General features: G+C 64.0%; 15 protein-coding genes. 6 read left to right on the top strand and 9 right to left on the bottom strand.

Translation table 11 applies throughout. From position 1 onward, the window contains the following. Positions 1-130 precede the first annotated feature (130 nt). Positions 131-1,093, top strand: coding sequence for a LysR family transcriptional regulator (locus L6D64_RS14865; protein ID WP_099814091.1), 963 nt, complete (start codon positions 131-133; stop codon positions 1,091-1,093). Here the strand turns inward: L6D64_RS14865 and L6D64_RS14870 are convergent. From L6D64_RS14870 to L6D64_RS14890, 5 genes are all read right to left on the bottom strand, one after another. Then, positions 1,078-2,388, bottom strand: a complete 1,311-nt coding sequence (locus tag L6D64_RS14870; RefSeq protein ID WP_176507218.1) for an MFS transporter — start codon at positions 2,386-2,388, stop codon at positions 1,078-1,080. The two genes, L6D64_RS14865 and L6D64_RS14870, sit on opposite strands and share 16 nt — an antisense overlap. 64 nt (positions 2,389-2,452) lie before the next feature. Beyond that, complete coding sequence (locus tag L6D64_RS14875) at positions 2,453-3,616, bottom strand: acyl-CoA dehydrogenase family protein (protein ID WP_176507219.1); 1,164 nt, start codon at positions 3,614-3,616, stop codon at positions 2,453-2,455. Between the two features lie 15 nt (positions 3,617-3,631). Beyond that, on the bottom strand, positions 3,632-5,179 hold the full coding sequence (locus tag L6D64_RS14880; RefSeq protein WP_176507220.1) for an AMP-binding protein: 1,548 nt from the start codon (positions 5,177-5,179) through the stop codon (positions 3,632-3,634). A 403-nt stretch (positions 5,180-5,582) separates the two neighbouring features. Next, positions 5,583-6,206, bottom strand: coding sequence for a dTMP kinase (locus L6D64_RS14885; RefSeq protein ID WP_176507221.1), 624 nt, complete (start codon positions 6,204-6,206; stop codon positions 5,583-5,585). Positions 6,207-6,347: 141 nt separating this feature from the next. Further along, complete coding sequence (locus tag L6D64_RS14890) at positions 6,348-7,100, bottom strand: SDR family NAD(P)-dependent oxidoreductase (protein ID WP_176507222.1); 753 nt, start codon at positions 7,098-7,100, stop codon at positions 6,348-6,350. A 103-nt stretch (positions 7,101-7,203) separates the two neighbouring features. Between L6D64_RS14890 and L6D64_RS14895 the strand changes: the two genes are divergently transcribed. Both L6D64_RS14895 and L6D64_RS14900 read left to right on the top strand, forming a co-directional pair. Further along, positions 7,204-8,127: a LysR family transcriptional regulator gene (locus L6D64_RS14895; protein WP_176507223.1), complete on the top strand. Its 924-nt coding sequence runs from the start codon at positions 7,204-7,206 to the stop codon at positions 8,125-8,127. A 198-nt stretch (positions 8,128-8,325) separates the two neighbouring features. After that, complete coding sequence (locus L6D64_RS14900) at positions 8,326-8,868, top strand: hypothetical protein (RefSeq protein WP_176507224.1); 543 nt, start codon at positions 8,326-8,328, stop codon at positions 8,866-8,868. A 40-nt stretch (positions 8,869-8,908) separates the two neighbouring features. Here L6D64_RS14900 and L6D64_RS14905 read toward each other — a convergent pair whose 3' ends face one another. From L6D64_RS14905 to L6D64_RS14915, 3 genes are all read right to left on the bottom strand, one after another. Continuing rightward, positions 8,909-9,544: a hypothetical protein gene (locus L6D64_RS14905; RefSeq protein ID WP_176507225.1), complete on the bottom strand. Its 636-nt coding sequence runs from the start codon at positions 9,542-9,544 to the stop codon at positions 8,909-8,911. A 171-nt stretch (positions 9,545-9,715) separates the two neighbouring features. Next, the gene (locus L6D64_RS14910) at positions 9,716-10,216 is read right to left on the bottom strand and encodes a peroxiredoxin (RefSeq protein WP_176507226.1); all 501 of its coding nucleotides are present in this window, start codon (positions 10,214-10,216) and stop codon (positions 9,716-9,718) included. Between the two features lie 93 nt (positions 10,217-10,309). Further along, positions 10,310-11,803, bottom strand: a complete 1,494-nt coding sequence (locus L6D64_RS14915; protein ID WP_176507227.1) for an aldehyde dehydrogenase — start codon at positions 11,801-11,803, stop codon at positions 10,310-10,312. A 302-nt stretch (positions 11,804-12,105) separates the two neighbouring features. Here L6D64_RS14915 and L6D64_RS14920 point away from each other — a divergent pair, with 302 nt between their 5' ends. Together L6D64_RS14920 and L6D64_RS14925 are read left to right on the top strand one after the other, a co-directional pair. Further along, positions 12,106-13,485 carry an APC family permease gene (locus L6D64_RS14920; RefSeq protein ID WP_176507228.1) on the top strand — a complete coding sequence of 460 codons (1,380 nt, stop codon included), beginning with the start codon at positions 12,106-12,108 and terminating at the stop codon, positions 13,483-13,485. A 156-nt stretch (positions 13,486-13,641) separates the two neighbouring features. Further along, positions 13,642-14,829, top strand: a complete 1,188-nt coding sequence (locus tag L6D64_RS14925) for an MFS transporter (RefSeq protein WP_176507229.1) — start codon at positions 13,642-13,644, stop codon at positions 14,827-14,829. Positions 14,830-14,875: 46 nt separating this feature from the next. Here L6D64_RS14925 and L6D64_RS14930 read toward each other — a convergent pair whose 3' ends face one another. Beyond that, positions 14,876-15,247, bottom strand: coding sequence for a hypothetical protein (locus L6D64_RS14930; RefSeq protein WP_176507230.1), 372 nt, complete (start codon positions 15,245-15,247; stop codon positions 14,876-14,878). 430 nt (positions 15,248-15,677) lie between these two features. Between L6D64_RS14930 and cprA the strand changes: the two genes are divergently transcribed. Further along, positions 15,678-16,826: a cationic peptide resistance protein CprA gene (gene cprA, locus L6D64_RS14935; protein WP_176507231.1), complete on the top strand. Its 1,149-nt coding sequence runs from the start codon at positions 15,678-15,680 to the stop codon at positions 16,824-16,826. Positions 16,827-16,883 lie beyond the last annotated feature (57 nt).

A 16,883-nucleotide genomic window follows, 5' to 3' on the forward strand; every position in this document is an offset into this window, starting at 1 on the left:
TTGTGTTGTCGCGGCCAGGCTTGCCCTGGCCCGCCCTTTCGGGGTGATACTAGGAGCCGCGCTTCGAACCCCACAAATAACGTGTTCGGATACGTGCCATATCAGTTCGGCATACCTTGGAACCGCTGCAATGACCCTGAAACAGCTCCGCTACCTGATCGCCATTGTCGAAGCTGGCAGCTTCTCGTCGGCCTCGCGCCGCGCCTACATTGCCCAGCCGGCGCTGAGCCGACAGATCAGCCTGCTTGAAAGTGAACTGGAAATGCAGCTGCTCGACCGCCAGCACGACGGCATTGCCCTGACCGATGCCGGGCGCCAGCTCTACGAAGTCGCCCGCCAGGTGGTGCAGAAGCTCGATTCGGTGAAGGACGAGCTGAAATCCAGCCGCGGCGACCCCAAGGGCCAGGTGGCCATTTCCATCCCGGCCACGGCCGCCGACCTGCTGCTGCCGGAAATCGTCAGGCGTGCCGAACAGCGCTTCCCGGGGGTGTCCCTGACGGTGTGGGACGGCCTCAGCCGCGAAGGCGGCCAGGCCATCGAACTGGGCAAGGTGGACTTTGGCGTGGTGCCCAACGCCGAGGAGCTCGACCATGTCGAGGCCGAGCCGATCTTCACCGAGGCGCTGTACTGGGTGGGTGCATCAGCGCCGGGCGCACCCGACACCATCACCCTGGCCGAAGCCACCGCTACCCGCCTGGTGCTGCCGCCGCGGGCACTGCACTTGCGCCGGCGCATCGAGCAAGCCGCCATGGAAGCCGGCGTGCCCCTGAGCGCAGCCTACGAACAGCAATCGGCACCCGGTATCGCCAGCCTGGTACGCGCCGGCCTGGCGGCGACCATCAGCAACTGGCCGCCCCTGAGCGAACTGCTCGAACCCACGGCAGCACGGCGTATCGTCGAGCCGCGTATCAGCCGTACCATCGCCTTGGCACACTCACGGCACAAGCCCTTGTCGTTCGCCGCCGGCTGCCTGCGCGACCTGGTCCGCAGCGTGCTCATCGACCTGGTCAACAGCGGCCGTTGGCGGGGCGAACTGATCGGCAGGGAGGCCGAGCCGCTCGAGTCGGTGCTGGGTGTTCAGCTGGCGGTCTGAGCACGCGCCCGGCTGGCAACGGCATCCGCCTCACGCAAGCGCAACAGGGTGCGCTGGGGGTTCAAGGTCGCCAGGCCGACCAACCCGGCCACCAGCAACACTGCGCCGCATACCACGAAGCCTTGGGCATAGCCCGCCGGGTGTTCGGCCCCCGCGCCCTGCACCAGCAAGCCGGTCACCACCGGCGCAGCCAAGCCGGCCAGCGAGGCGATGCCGTTGCCCATGGCGAGAATGCCACCGCGCTGGGCTGCCGGGGTGAACTCGGCAAGCATCGCCGGGCCAACCGAATACATGACCAAGGCCAGCCCCCCACTGAAGGTCAGCGCCGCAACCCGCACCGCGGTGCTCAGCCCGGGCAGTATCAGCGAAGCCGACAACAGCCCGCCCAGTATCAGGCACACCGAAACGAACACGCCGCGTGCTACCCGCGAAGGGTGGCCACGACGCATCAGGCGCTGGGACAACCAGGCCAGCAGCAAGCTCAGCGGCGTGGTCACGACCACGAACATGACGAAGATGCGGCCGGTCTGCAGCGGGTCGATACCCAGGCCCACCTGCAGGTAACTGGGTACCCAGGTCAGGGTCAGGGCCAACGACCAGTTGGCGGCGAAGTGGCACAGGTAATTGCCCAACACACTGAGGTCGCTCAACAGTCTGCGATAAGGGACTGGTGCGGCTTCGGCCGGGTGCTGGCTGGCGCGCAGGCGTTCGAGGGTACCCTCCTGACCGAGCCGCCACCAGAGCAGGCACCAGACCAGGCCGATCAGCGCAAGGATGATGAAATTGGTCCGCCAGCCGTAGTGCAGGCTGACCCAGGGGATCATCGCCCCGGCGACCAGCAGCCCCATGGCACTGCCAGCGTGCAACAGCGCCACCGGCAGGTTGCGCCGGTCGTTGGGGAACCACTTGTACAGCGCATGGGTGGCGACCGGCGAGGCCGGCCCCTCACCGATACCCAGCAGTACGCGGCAGGCAACGATGGCCCACAGTGAGGTGGCGAACAGCATCGGTAACTGAATCAGCGCCCAGAACAGGCCCATGCCCAGCAGCAAGGTGCGGCTGGGGCGGCGGTTGGCCATGAAGCCACCGACCACGGCGGAGAGGGCAAAGAACCAGTGCAGGGCGCCGCCGATCAGGCCGAACTCGGTGGCCGTGAGGCCCAGCTCGGCGCTCATCGGCACCGCCACCAGGCCGATCACCACTTTGTCGAGAAAGTTGACCAGCATCAGCAGCGCCAGCAGCGCGGCCACCAGCCAGGCAGTTCGGGGGTTGGGCAGGGAAGAATGCGCAGTCATGGCGAGTACTCTTGTTATTGTTCTGGGGGTTGCCAAAAGGGCCGCCGCAGCGGCGGCCCATGGCTCAGGCAGGCATCAGCACGCCTTTGGCGATGGTGTTGCGCTGGATCTCGCTGGTGCCGGTGAGGATACGCATCATCCGCGTGGCACGGAAAATCCATTCCACCGGGTGGCCCTGCATCAACCCGGCGCCGCCATGCACCTGCACCGCCTTGTCGGCGATGCGGAAGGCGGCCTCGGACACGAACAGCTTGCACATCGGCGCCTGGGTGCGGATATCGCCGCCGGCGTCATTCACCTGTGCCGTGGCGTACACCATGCTGCGCGCCGCGTGCAGTTCGGTGGCCATGTCGGCGATCATGTGGTTGACCGCCTGGAACATGGCGATCGGTTGCCCAAACTGCTTGCGGCTGCGCGCATGTTCGATCGACAGGTTCAGGGCCAGCCCGGCCATACCCAGCAGTGTCGGGCAATGCAGCAGGCGGTTGAGGGTTATGCGCCCCATCGCCAGTTTGAAGCCCTGCCCGGGTTCACCGATCAGGTTGGCCGCCGGCACCCGCACCTGATCGAGCACGATGTCAGCGTGGGCACCGCCACCGGACATCACCGCATAGTCACTTTCGATTCGCACCCCCGGCGCCTTGAGGTCGACGAAGAACGCCGAGATCCCTTGCGCGCCCTGCCCTGGCCCGGTCACCGCCAGCAACACCGCGAGGTCGGCGTAAGTGGCGCCGGAGATGTACCGCTTGCTGCCGCTCAAGACATAGTGGTCACCGTCACGGCGGGCCTGCGTGGCAATGGCGGTCGCATCCGAGCCAGCCTCGGCTTCGGTCAGTGCAAAGCACACGGCTTTTTCGGCACGGCACACCGGTTTCAGAAAGGTCTCGACCTGGAAGGGGCTGGCCACCTTGAACAGATGGCCGACCCGCGGCGGCCCGGACAGCTCACCCAGTACATGCGGCGCGAGCATGGAGCCGGTGAGCACCGTTGCCTCCTTGACCGCGCACAGGTCGGCCACGTTGAGGCCGGCCCCGCCCATGCTTTCCGGCAGCATGATGGTGTACAAGCCTTGCTCGCTGGAGCGCTTCCACACCTCCTGCAGCACCGCCTGCGGATGCGGGCGCGCCCAGCTCAGCTGCGCCTGGCTTTCCAGCGGGCGAACCTGGTCGCGGACAAAACCCTCGATCGCTTCAATGATCTGTGCAGCCTTTGCACTTGGTTGATACATCTTGATGCTCCCTGGTCAGATACGACGTTCGCTGTGTTGCCAGTAGGTGTCCCGGACCAGGCGGCGCACCACCTTGCCATTGGGGTTTTTCGGCAGTTCGCTGACAAAATCGACGCCGCGCGGCTTCTTGAAACCGGCCAGCGCACGCCCGCACCGCTCGATGAGTTCGGCGGCCTCCAGCTGCGCCCCTGGCTTGAGCACCACCACCGCACGCACCGCTTCGCCCCACTGTGCGTCGGGCACGCCGACCACCGCCACCTCGAACACTTCGGGGAAGCCATGGATCACCTGCTCGACTTCGCTGGGGTACACGTTGAAGCCACCGGAAATGATCATTTCCTTCTTGCGGTCGACGATGAACACGTAGCCCTGGGCATCGACCGTCGCCAGGTCGCCGGTGAGGTAGTAGCCGTCACGCATGACTTCGGCGGTGAGCTCCGGCGCGCGCCAGTAGCCCTGCATGACGTCGGGCCCCTTGACCACGATTTCACCGACCTCGCCGGGCAGCACATCCTCGAACGCCTCGTTGACCACCCGCAGGTCGGTCTCGAAATAGCAACGCCCGCAGGAGGCCAGGCGCTGATAGTCGCCATCCTCCACCAAGTGGTCCTGCTCGGTCAGCACCGTCACCAGCGAGCATGTCTCGCCGGCGCCATAACCTTGTGCGAGGATCGGCCCGAACAGTTCGATGGCTTTTTTCACCAACGACGGCGCCATGGGTGCGGCGCCGTACATGACCAGCTTCAAGCTGGACAGGTCGAAGCGCTCGACGCCCGGATAATTGACCAGCCGGTTGATCATCGCCGGGACCAGGAACAACCGCGTCACCCGTTCACGCTGGATGGTCTCGAGCAACAGGCGATCGTCGTAGCGGTCCAGCAACAGGTTGCAGGCACCCACCGCCAGCAGCGGCATGATCTGCATGCCGCTGGCATGGGTGATCGGCCCGACGTGGGCCATGACGTCGCCCGGCGCGGAGCGCCGCGTGGGGCTGGCAATGCTCTTGCGCACCAGCGCCTTGCGGTTGCCGAACGACAGCATGGCGGCCTTGAGCACGCCCGAACTGCCGGAGGTGTAGTGCAGCACGGCCAGGGCGTCGTCGGCCGGGTCCAGGTGCAGCGCTGCTTCGCTGCCGCGCTCAAGCAGCGCGGCATAGCCCAGGTCGCCGCCCTCACCCTCCAGCACGATGACCTGGCGCAGCAGCGGCAACTGCTCGCGCCGCGTTGCCAAGGCCTGGGCAAAGCGGGCGTCGGTGATCACCGCGACGCTGCAGGAGTCTTCCAGTACCCGGACCACTTCGTCCACGGACAGCCGCGCATTGATCGGCACCTTGACCATCGCCGCCTTGTACAGCGCGACTTCCGCTTCGACCAGCTCCACGCGGTTGGCGGCGAGGATCGCCACATGCTCGCCCACGCTCACGCCCAACCTAGCCAGCCCTGAGGCCAGGCGGTTGCTGCGGCGTTCCAGCTGGGCGTAGGTCACACGGTTCTGACTGTCGGCCACGGCGATGTGGTCCGGCCAGTAGTGGGCACTGCGGGTGATGATCTTTCCAAGGTTCACGTTGTTGTTCTCGTCGACAGGAAGACATCGACGATGCTAAACAGCCGTGCACAGCCAGGCCTAATACAGGATTCAGATGCCGGCCATAGCGATATTAGCTGGCGTAAAGCTCCTGCCGACTCGCGCTGCCTGAGGTGCTGGCTATGGCCCCTGTACCGCCTTGCCCGCCGGGGCTAGCCAACGCACATTGCCCCAACAATGGGTACTGCACACCCAAGCCAAGGCGGCGCGGGCCATGGCGCAGAGGCATGAAGATGGCGACCGGAAACAGGCAGCAGCGGGCTTCGAGGAGCATTGCCGTATCACCCACTTTGTGGTGTTTCACCGGGCTACAGCAATTGCTGTTCCAAGGCTCAGGCAGGCGTGGCGCCAGGTACAACTTTTTTTGCAACGAGGAAGAATCTCAAGGACGCCGCGTGCCCAGCACGCGCTGGATCTCGGCAACCACCTGGCTGGTCGCCTGCGCGATCGTGCCTTCGTTGCGGCACAGCATCCAGCCATGCTCCGCCACCGCCCGCTCGAACGCGTCGGTACAGGCGATCTGTTCATCGAGTTTGTGGATCACCGTGCTGCCCAGCCCACGGGTGCGTGCCGCCGCCCTCGCCCACGACGTATCCGGTGAGGTGACAACCCCGACATGCAGGTCTGGCACCTGCACACTGCGCGCCCTGTTCATGTGCAGAATCTCGGCAAACGGGACTGTGCGGCGAAACGCGGCATCGGAGGGGTACCAGCGATCGATCAGGATGATGCTGTCCGCAGGTTGCCTGGGCAGCACGTGTCGGGAAATCCACGCACGGCTGTCGGCCAGGCGTGCACAGACCTCCAGCTCCAGGTCCTTGCTGGGGTTTCTCGCCAGCTGGTTAACCAGCGCCATGGTTGCACCCCGGAAGGGGTCGCTCTTCTTCTCGCAAAGGCGCACCACCTTGCGCTTGTCTTCCCGCAGGGCTTGGGTAATGGCCTCCAGCAGTGTGGTCTTGCCGGTGCCCTTCGGGCCATCTAGCGCAACAAATAGCGGACGTTTCATTCTTCGGTACGGTGGGCAGCTGGTCTGGATAAGGATGGTCATGATGCACTGAAAGCCAGCCACGGTCTCGCTTGTCAGCCTGATGGCGGTTTTCAGGCAGGAGTACAGGTGTACTCCGCCCGTGTTTCGCCTCGATGAGGCTCAGATCTGCGCCTGGCCACCGTCCACGAACAGCTCGGCGCCGTTGACGAAGCTGGCATCATCGCTGGCCAGGAACACCGCAGCATTGGCGATTTCGACCGGTTCCCCTACGCGGCCCAGCGGCACCTGCGCTGCCAGGTAATCGAGCAGGCCCTGCTGTTGCGCGGCATCCGGCCCGGCGAGGTCGACCAAGCCAGGCGTACGCGTTGCGCCCGGGCTGAGGGTGTTGACCCGGACCGCACGATCCTTCAGGTCAAGGATCCAGCTACGGGCAAAGGCCCGAACGGCCGCCTTGGAAGCCGAATACACGCTGAATGCCGCCGTGCCGGAGCTGCCGGCCGTGGAGCCAGTCAGGATGATCGACGCGTTCCGCGCCAGCAGCGGCAACGCCTTCTGCACGGTGAACAGCACACCCTTCACGTTACGGTCAAAGGTATCGTCATAGTGGGCTTCGGTAATGTCACCCAAGGGCAGCATGGAACCACCGCCAGCGTTGGCGAACAGCACATCCAGGCGCCCCTTTTCCTGAGCGATGCGGGCGTAGAGTTCGTCCAGTTGCTCCAGCCGGGTGGAGTCGACCGCAATACCGGTGGCATTGCCCACCTGCGCCACAGCCTTGTCCAGCTCCGCCTGGCGACGCCCGGTGATGTAGACATGGGCACCCTCCTCTGCAAAGCGTTTTGCCGTGGCCAGGCCGATGCCGGTGGTGCCGCCGGTGACCAGTGCGATCTTGCCTTCGAGTTTCTTGCTCATGGTGTTTCTCCCGTTGAGGTGGTGAGTTGCTGTAGGAGAAGCGTATCGACCTGCAGGTCTTTTCAAAATAGAATCCTTTGAAAGCCATCATTGCAGAAATGAAATGCCAAGAATTCCGGATTTCGAAGGCCTGGCGATGTTCGCCAAAGTGGCCGAAGAAGGTTCCTACGCCGCCGCCTCACGCGCCATGGGCGTTTCGGTACCCACCGTTTCGCGTGCCATAGCACGCCTCGAGGAACGGCTGGGTGCGCGCCTGTTCAACCGTACCTCGCGCCAGCTCTCACTGACGGAATTCGGCCAGCGCATGGTCGAGCAAGCCAGCGCGCTGTATCGCCAGGCTGAAGCAATGGAAAGCGAGGCCCAGGCGCTGTCGCTGCAGCCACGCGGGCTGGTGCGCCTGGCAGTGCCGATGTCCTTCGGCTTGCGTTGGGTTGCGCCGCTGCTGCCCGAGCTGCTGGCGCACTACCCTGAACTGGAAATCGACCTGCATCTGTCCGATTCAACCGTCGACCTGGTCGCCAATGGCTTCGATGCCGCCTTGCGCATCGCCGCCCTGCCCGACTCGTCGCTGGTGGCGCGGCGTATCTGTTCGGTCAGCCAGTACCTGTTGGCCGCGCCGTCGTACCTTGCTCGCCACGGTCAGCTCACGCACCCGCGCGAACTGGCTGGCCATGCCTGCATGAGCTATGCCTACCGCGCCCGAAGCCAGGTGTGGCGCTTCAACCACGACAACGGCAGCGAGCAGGACGTGACGCCCCGTGGGCCGCTGCGGGTGACCAATGCGGATGCCCTGATCGCCCCCCTGCTGGCAGGCATGGCGATTGCCGAGCTACCGGAATTCATGGCCGCCGAGTACCTGGCCGACGGCCGCCTTGTGCACCTTCTGCCCGAATGGCGGATGACCCAGGGAGGGTTGTACTTCGTGACCCCGTCCGCGCGCACCCGGCCGCGCAAGGTCCAGGCCCTGGCCGAGTTTTTCGTCGAGCGGTTGTCGAACCCGCAATGGCAATTGCAGCCGTCCGGGTAGCGTTGAGACGTTCTGCCGTACTGTACGTCAACTGTTGCCCCCCCTCCTTTCCAGGCACGGGTCTAATGAGGAGCACGGGGCACCGGCATCCGACCCGTGCTCATCGGAGCGTTCAGGCCTGCGTACATATCAAGCGCTTGATGGCACGGTGCCACTTATCGATAATCGCGCTCTTTTAATGACACGCAAGGATCCGCCGTGAACAAGCTTTACCTGGTTGCCCCACTCGTCCTGCTGCTGCAAGGCTGCGGTGTGACAATGGCCCGCTACGAAGCCAACTACCAGAACGTTCAGCAGTTGAAGCAGAACTCCCCCCTGCAAGCGGTGCGCGAAGCGCAAGTGCAGGCCGACGCCGGGCAAGGCTCGCTGATGGTGCGCCTGAATCCGATTTCTTCACCCGCAGGCAACATTCCGCTGCACATTCAGGCGGCCATCAATGATGAGCTTCGCCATGCCGGCCTGCTCGATCCCAAGGCCGATCGACAGCTGCAAGTGCAACTGGTGAAGAGCCAGCTCAACTCCGGCGTGGCCAACGGGCATGGCGAGCTTGCGGCGCGGTTCACCCTGCGCCAGGGCGACCAGGTGCTCTACGAGTCGACCAAGGACGTGACCCGTGACTGGGACAGCAGCTTCTTCGGGCCGATTGCGATCCCGACAGCGGCCAACAACTACAACCCGATGCTGCAGGCCTTGCTCAAGTCGCTGTACAGCGATCCGCAATTTGTACAGGCATTGAAGTAAGCAAAAAAAGAGCCGCGATTGCGGCTCTTTCTGTTTGGGCTCACACGCGCGGAATGCGTGTGTCGGCGGCCGAATATTTCAGGCGGTTGTTTTCCACCCAGGTCTTCAGCAATGCATTGACCTGGCGATTGAAGGTGTCGGTGACCGCCGCCTTCGGTGTATTGCCCACCAGCGGCAGGAACCAGATACCCATCCAGGTATTGATGGCGTCGTGATTCTGGTTCTTGGTGAGCAATGCGCCCTGCTCATCCAAGGTCTCCAGGCTCATGGTGTACTGGTCGGTGGCCATGGCGGGAATGACGGTCAAGGTCAGGCCACTGATAAAGGACAGCACCATCTGCCCGCCACTCGGCGCATGGTTGTAAACCTTCAGACGCAGGCTGTAGTCGCCTGGCTGCTTTTCGAATTCATCGAAGGTCACACGTCCGAACAAGCCCGACTCGTTGAAAGCGCGTTTGAGTTCCGGCTTGAGCATGTCACGGGCTTGCGGCATTTCGCTGGCCTTGGCGCCTTCCGGGTCACCCTGGAAAAAGTCGAAGTCCACGTAGACATTGGGTTTGTTGGCATAGCTGGCCATCGACGGCAGGTCGACGGGTGCCACCTCGTCCTTGGTGAAACTGGCGCAACCACCGAGGCTCAGGGCGAGGGCCAGGCCTATGACTTTTACACATTGCATTTCGACTTCCTTGAACATGACAGGGCACCCTTCGAGCGAAAGGCGGCCTGCATTCTAAGGAACTTTCAATGATATCAAAAGGCCTTCATCCTGAGAGAGCAGCGGATCAGAGCCCATTTGCACTCCGAACACGAGTATCACCCGGCAAGGCCTATTTGGCTCAGGCAGCCATCAGCGCACCACGGCCAGCAGGCTCGCCGCATCGCTGACCTCGAACTTGCCGGGCGCCTCCACCGCAATGTGCTTGACCACGCCATCGTCAACCACCATGGCATAGCGCTGCGAACGCCGCCCCAGGCCACGGGCCGAGAGGTCCTGGATCAGCCCCAGCGCCTCGCTGAACTCGCCATTGCCGTCGCCGATCATCTTCACCGCCTCACCCACCTGCAGGCTGTTGCCCCAGGCATTCATGACGAAGGCGTCATTCACCGAGACGCAGAGAATCTCGTCAACACCGGCCGCGAACAGCTCCGGCGCTGCGGCGACGTAACCGGGTACGTGGCGCTCGGAACAGGTGGGCGTGAAGGCGCCGGGCAAACCGAAGATCACCACCTTCTTCTGCTTGCAGCGCTCACGCACCGGGAACGCATTCGGTCCGATCGGGCAGGCGCCCTCGCTGTTGTTGTATTCGTACAGGGTGATGTCTGGCAGTTGCTCGCCGGGCTTGATCATCGTTGTCTCCTGGATACGTGAATGGCCGAGCTGCCATGATGCCGCAATCCACCCGGCCGGGTACACGGTGCACCCGGCGTGTACCTGCTTGTATCACCCGCGCAACTGATACCAGGTGGTCTTCAGCTGCGAGTACTTGTCGAACGAATGCAGCGACAGGTCGCGGCCAAACCCGGACTGCTTGCCACCGCCAAACGGCACGGTCACGTCCAGTGCATCGACGGTGTTCACCGACACCGTACCGGCCTTGAGCGCACGGGCAACCCGGTGCGCGCGATTCAGGTCATCGCTCCACACCGACGCCGCCAGGCCGTAGAGGCTGTCATTGGCCAGGCCAATCGCCTCGTCCTCGGTATCGAACGCACTGACCGCCAGCACCGGGCCGAACACCTCGTCCCGGGCCAGGCTCATGCGCTTGTCGACGCCGGCGAAGATGGTCGGCTCGATAAAGTTGTCCGAGGTGCCGATGGTCAGGCGTTGCCCGCCACAGACCAGCCGCGCACCTTCCTCATGGGCCTGGCCGATGGCCCGGGCAATGCGCGTGGCCTGCTCGGCGTCGACAATGGCACCCGCACGGCTGGCCGGGTCCAGCGGGTTGCCTGGTTGCCAGTGGCGGGCCTTGGCCTGCAGGCGTTCGATGAACGCGTCATGGATCGAGCGCTGCACATACAGCCGCGAGTTGGCCGAGCACACCTCGCCCTGGTTGAAAAAGATGCCAAAGGCAGCCTTCTCGGCGGCCAGGTCCAGGTCCTGGCAGTCGGCGAACACCAGGTTCGGGCTCTTGCCGCCACACTCCAGCCACACCTGCTTGAGGTTGGACTGGGCCGAGTACTGCATGAAGTACTTGCCGACCTGGGTGGACCCGGTGAACACCAGGCAATCGACGTCCGGGTGCAGGCCCAGTGCACGCCCTGCCGTTTCGCCAAGGCCCGGGACCACGTTGAGCACGCCTTCCGGCAGGCCGGCCTGCAGCGCCAGCTCGGCCAGGCGCAAGGCGGAAAACGGCGATTGCTCGGCGGGCTTGAGCACCACACTGTTGCCGGCTGCCAGCGCCGGGGCGAGTTTCCAGGCGGCCATGTCGAGCGGGAAGTTCCACGGCACCACCGCGGCTACCACACCCAGCGCTTCGCGGGTGATGGTGGCCAGGGCATTGGCGGCGGTCGGTGCAACCTGGTCGTAGAGCTTGTCGAGCGCCTCGCCATACCAGGCAAAGACATGGGCCGAACCGGGCACGTCGATGTTGTAGGCATCCATGACCGGCTTGCCCATGTTCAGCGAGTCCAGCAGCGCCAGTTCCTCGCGATGGGCCATGATCAGCTCGGCCAGGCGCAGCAGTACCTTCTTGCGCTCGACGGGCGCCATGCGCGGCCAGGGCCCTTGCTCGAACGCCTTGCGCGCCGTGCTGACGGCGAGGTCGACGTCGGCCTGGTCACAGGCAGCGACACGGGCGAGCAGCTGACGGGTCGCAGGGTTGATGGCGTCGAACGTTGCACCGCTGGCGGCCCCCAACTGGCGGCCGCCGATCGAGGCCTTGTCTGGCAGGCTCAGGCCTGCCGCGCGCTGTTGCCAGTATCCGAGATCGTACATACACACTCCTGACGACCGTCCCTGCGGTCCGATTGTTATGGGTCTGGCCAACATTCTTGGCCCAGCCACAGGCCCGGCGAAACCAGCTTTTTGTTGCCCCTTGCAGAGGAAAATGCTCGCCAGCGACGGGCGCCAGGGTTTACGCGACCGGCGCGCAATGCTCCCCCCAAAGGGTGATTTCGAGGCCTCATCGAGTGTGGGAGCATTCGAGCCGCGCCATTCCAGCCCCACCCCAACGCCCTTACCAGTAGCGAGCCCGCTCGCCTACTGCAGCTTCCTGCATCCCATTTCAGGAGTCAGCCATGCATACAACAACAACTACAGCCCAGCCCCATCACCCTCAGCCTGCGTCAGCCAGCAACCCTTCAGGCCGCTTCAGAAAGTCCATGGGCATGACCGCGCTGGTCCTGTTCGGCCTCGCCTACATGGTCCCGCTTGCCGTCTTCACCACCTATGGCCTGGTCACCCAGATGACCAAGGGCCACCTGCCCATCGCCTACCTCCTCACCCTCGCCGCCATGCTGCTGACGGCCTACAGTTACGGCCGCATGGTCCAGGCCCATCCCTACTCCGGTTCCGTCTACACCTACACACGCAAGGCGTTCGGCAGCCATTTCGGCTTTATCGCCGGCTGGACCTTGCTGCTCGACTACATCTTCCTGCCGCTGCTCAGCTACCTGTTGATCGGCATCTACATGTCCGAGTACTTCCCCGCCATCCATGCCTGGGTGTGGGTGGCCGGGTCGATCGCCCTGGTGACCTTCCTCAACCTGATCGGCATCGAGTCGATCACCCGGGTCAACTGGGTCCTGGTGGTGGCTCAGCTGGTGTTCATCGTGGTGTTCGTCGCGCTGTCGATACGCCACATGGATAGCCAGGCTGCGCCGGTGTCGCTGCTGGCGCCGTTCCATCATGAAGGTTTCAGCGTGCCACTGGTCATGACCGGCGCGGCGGTGCTGTGCCTGTCGTTCCTCGGCTTCGATGCGGTGTCGACCATGGCCGAGGAAACCAGCAACCCGACCCGGCGCATCCCGCAGGCGATCCTGGCGGTGTCGCTGATCGGTGGCCTGCTGTTCCTGGTGGTGTCGTACTTCGCGCAGATGGTGTTCCCCGACTGGGCCAGCTTCGCCGACCCGGATTCGGCGTCGGTAGACGTGATGCGCCGGGTCGGCGGCGAATACCTGGTGACGGCCTTCACCGCGACCTATGTAGCGGGCTGCTTCGCCTCGGCCATGGTGTCCCAGGCCAGCGTGTCGCGGGTGCTGTTCGCCATGGGCCGCGATGGCGCGCTACCGCGGATGTTTGGCCAGCTGGTGACCAGGAAGCGCGTGCCGGCGACGGCAATCCTGCTGGTCAGCCTGCTGTCGCTGGTGGCGCTGTTCATCACCTTGGACACCGTGGCCAACATGATCAGCTTCGGTGCCCTGTTCGCCTTTTCGGCGGTGAACCTGGCGGTGGTCAAGCACTACCTGGTGGACCAACAGTTGCGTGGAGTGCGCAATGGCCTGCTGTATGGTGCGATTCCGGCGCTCGGCTTCCTCAGCACGATCTGGCTGTGGACCAGCCTGTCGAGCATGTCCTTCGCCATAGGCTTGAGCTGGATGGGCGTGGGGTTCCTTTGCCTGTTCGGCCTGACCAAGGCCTTTCGGGTGAAGCTGCCGGAGTTGCACATGGCCGAGTGACGGGGTGCCTGTGTGTAGGAGCGGATTTATCCGCGATGCGCCGCGCGTGCGGCGCTCGATCCCCAGGCGCTGCAAATCCATCACCCAACCCCCTGCGCCGCCCCAAATGATATGATCCCTCATTAAACGTTTCAGCATGTTTCATAAGGGACCGCAATGTCTGTTCAGGAGTTACCGCCGCTCGCCACGACCAAGGCCAACGTCGGCAAGATGGAAGCTGCCATGGCGCTGGGCAGCTTCGCCATCGGCACTGGCGAATTCGCCATCATGGGCCTGATGCCCGATATCGCCAGCAACTTGCAACTGAGCGAGCCGCAAGTTGGCCATGCCATCAGCGCCTACGCGCTGGGTGTGGTGGTCGGCGCCCCGACCCTGGCCATCCTCGGTGCCAAGCTGCTGCGCAAGCACATGCTGCTGTGGCTGATGGCGCTGTATGCCATCGGCAACCTGGCCACCGCCTTTGCCCCGTCGTTCACCAGCATGGTGGCCTTCCGCTTCATCAGCGGCCTGCCCCACGGCGCCTACTTCGGCATCGCCGCCGTGGTGGCGTCGAGCATGGTGCCGAACAACCAGCGCGCCGGCGCCGTGGCGCGGGTGATGATGGGCCTGACCCTGGCGATGCTGCTGGGCAACCCGGTGGCAACCTTCCTCGGCCAGTGGTTCGGCTGGCGTTCGGCGTTCATCCTGGTCGGTACCATCGCCCTGTGCACCATCGCCCTGGTCTGGCGATACGTGCCGCAGCCCGACGATGAACCCCGCAGCGACCCGCGCAAGGAACTGCAAGCCTTTACCCTGCCGCAGGTATGGATGGCCTTGGGCATTGCCGCGATCGGCTTTGCCGGCATGTTCTGCGTATTCAGCTACCTGGCACCGACCATGCTGCAGGTTACCCAGGTGGCGCCGGAATGGATCCCCTTCGGCCTGGCCGCGTTCGGCGCTGGCGGTATCATCGGCAACATTGCCGGCGGCAAGCTGTTCGACCGCCTGCAGTTCCGCGCCGTGGGCATCGTGCTGGTGTGGTCGGCGGCGGTGCTGCTGTTCTTCAGCTTCGCCGCCCAGACGCTGTGGTCGGTGCTGTTGGGGATCGGCCTGGTCGGCACCATGATCGCCCTGGCCGCGCCGCTGCAGATCCGCCTGATGGACATCGCCCATGAAGCGCCAAGCCTGGCGGCCGCTTCCAACCATGCCGCCTTCAACCTGGCCAACGCCCTGGGCCCCTGGCTGGGCGGCATGGCCATCAGCGCCGGCCTGGGCTGGACCAGCACCGGTTACATCGGTGCTGCAACCGCCTTGGCGGGGTTGCTGATCTACCTGGTGGCACGCCGTATGAAGGGCGGGCACTGAGCCCCTTCACCGGCCTCTTCGCAGGCTTGCCGCGACGGGGCCGGGATCATCGCTGGGTAATACCCAGCAAGCGTTCCAGCGAGACCCTGGTCGACGGCGCCAGTTCGACTGCCTGCGCCGCACTGCCGTGCAATGCCTTGCCCACCATGTACAACGCCGTGACACAGTGCGGCGGCAGGTAGCCTTCGTTGCTCCAGGCATGCAGCTGATAGGCAAAGAACGCCGTTGCCTGGGGTTTGTTGGCGACCATGTCCTCGATGCGCGCCAATAGCGTCTCCGAGAGCTCCTCGCGCTCACAGGCCTCCGGGCTTTGCGACAAGGCGTCATTCATGCGTGCAAACAGTTCGCCCGCGCGCGGGCACATCAGCTGTATCGCGCAGCTCCTCAACTGCTGTTGCGGCGTAAACGTCAGCGGCATTTTGTCTGGCACTCCCGTCATCCTAAAGAGATAGCACGTAAGGGTGGGAGTGTCGTGATATCGAAAAAGTGGCACCGCTGTGAAAATAAATTTTTGCAGCGGTCAATGGATCGCCTGCGGCATCGCGAGCTGTGCTCGCGGCGGGGTCTTTTTCGGGCCTGTCAATATCCCAGAAGCGAAGGTATTTTTCACATTCTTCTCACTGCTTGACAACACACCCTGTGTCAACTTTGCATGGCGCATCCTCTGTTTAACCAGGCTCCAACTTTCATTAACTTTTGTTTCATATGAAACCCGCATTTCGTTAATTGCCACCCCCTGTCAAACCGCCTGACAATCGCCTCCGCTCCGAGCTGAACGCCAGTCCCTGCGCGCTCCAGGCACGAGCTCAAACCTCGATAACAGCCAATAAACTTTTCAGAGGAAGTTTATGAACGCGCCTGCCCCACACATTAACTTCGACCTTCACGAACATATACTGCTGACCGGTGCCACCGGGTTTCTTGGCGGTTCGGTAACGGCCCAACTGATTGCCAACGGCCGTAGCGCCAACCTGTGTTTCCTGGTGCGCGCCGACAGCGCTGAGCAAGGCCTCGAACGCCTGCGCGGCAACCTGCGCCAGCATGGCGTTGCCGAGCGTGACTGCCTGGCCCTGCGCGCCGACCAGATCATATGCGGCGACTTCCTCGATACCCGTTGGCTGGCAGACGCCACACCCCGGCTGATGCAAATCGATCGGGTGATCAACTGCGCGGCGGTGGCCTCGTTCTCGAAGAACCCGAACATCTGGCCGGTCAATGTCGAGGGCACCTACGCCTTCGCCGAAGTGATGAGCCGCTCGACGCGCCTCAAGCGCTTCCTGCACGTGGGCACGGCGATGAGCTGCGGGCCGCAACGCGAATCGCCGATCAGCGAGTCCTGGGAGTTCCCGGCTGCCGAGCAGCAGTTGGTCGACTACACCGCCTCGAAGGCCGAAATCGAACGACGCATGAGCGAACAACTGCCGCAACTGCCGTTGGTGGTGGCGCGCCCGTCCATCGTGGTGGGCCACCGCACCCTGGGCTGCCAGGCCTCGGCGAGCATCTTCTGGGTGTTCCGCATGGGCTTTGCCCTGGAGAGTTTCACCTGCGAGCTGGACGAACAGATCGATGTGATCCCGGTGGACTACTGCGCCGAAGCACTGATCGGCCTGACCCTCAAGCCACGCCTGGAGCACAACCTGTACCACATCTCCGCCGGCCATCAGGCCGCTTGCACCTTTGCCGAGATTGACCAGGCCTTTGCCCATGCCAATGGCGCGGCGCCCGTGGGCGAACGTTACCGCAAGGTCGATGTCGATGACCTGAAGAGCCTGGCGCAGGACTTCGAAGCGCGCATCGGCCCGGCCAACCCACGCCTGGTTTTGCGCGCCCTGCGCCTGTACAGCGGCTTCGCCGACCTCAACTACCTGTTCGACAACAGCCGTTTGCTTGAAGAAGGCATCGCCGTGCCACCGCGGTTCACCGATTACCTGGATGTATGCGTGAAATCGTCCAGTGGTGTGAGCATCGCCACCCAGATGCAGTGGGATTTCAAATAAGCCACCCATGCCGAGCATGACCCGGCCCACCTGTGGGAGCGGGCATGCCCGCTCCCA

The sequence above is a fragment of the Pseudomonas urethralis genome (assembly GCF_021602465.1).
GTDB classification, from domain to species: domain Bacteria; phylum Pseudomonadota; class Gammaproteobacteria; order Pseudomonadales; family Pseudomonadaceae; genus Aquipseudomonas; species Aquipseudomonas vlassakiae.

Coding starts and splice junctions, on each gene's coding strand:
- L6D64_RS14875 (WP_176507219.1), bottom strand. CDS start 3,616: ATGTATCAACCAAGTGCAAAGGCTGCACAGATCATTGAAGCGATCGAG.
- L6D64_RS14910 (WP_176507226.1), bottom strand. CDS start 10,216: ATGATCAAGCCCGGCGAGCAACTGCCAGACATCACCCTGTACGAATAC.
- L6D64_RS14895 (WP_176507223.1), top strand. CDS start 7,204: ATGCCAAGAATTCCGGATTTCGAAGGCCTGGCGATGTTCGCCAAAGTG.
- L6D64_RS14885 (WP_176507221.1), bottom strand. CDS start 6,206: ATGAAACGTCCGCTATTTGTTGCGCTAGATGGCCCGAAGGGCACCGGC.
- L6D64_RS14925 (WP_176507229.1), top strand. CDS start 13,642: ATGTCTGTTCAGGAGTTACCGCCGCTCGCCACGACCAAGGCCAACGTC.
- L6D64_RS14920 (WP_176507228.1), top strand. CDS start 12,106: ATGCATACAACAACAACTACAGCCCAGCCCCATCACCCTCAGCCTGCG.
- cprA (WP_176507231.1), top strand. CDS start 15,678: ATGAACGCGCCTGCCCCACACATTAACTTCGACCTTCACGAACATATA.
- L6D64_RS14930 (WP_176507230.1), bottom strand. CDS start 15,247: ATGCCGCTGACGTTTACGCCGCAACAGCAGTTGAGGAGCTGCGCGATA.
- L6D64_RS14915 (WP_176507227.1), bottom strand. CDS start 11,803: ATGTACGATCTCGGATACTGGCAACAGCGCGCGGCAGGCCTGAGCCTG.
- L6D64_RS14865 (WP_099814091.1), top strand. CDS start 131: ATGACCCTGAAACAGCTCCGCTACCTGATCGCCATTGTCGAAGCTGGC.
- L6D64_RS14870 (WP_176507218.1), bottom strand. CDS start 2,388: ATGACTGCGCATTCTTCCCTGCCCAACCCCCGAACTGCCTGGCTGGTG.
- L6D64_RS14890 (WP_176507222.1), bottom strand. CDS start 7,100: ATGAGCAAGAAACTCGAAGGCAAGATCGCACTGGTCACCGGCGGCACC.
- L6D64_RS14905 (WP_176507225.1), bottom strand. CDS start 9,544: ATGCAATGTGTAAAAGTCATAGGCCTGGCCCTCGCCCTGAGCCTCGGT.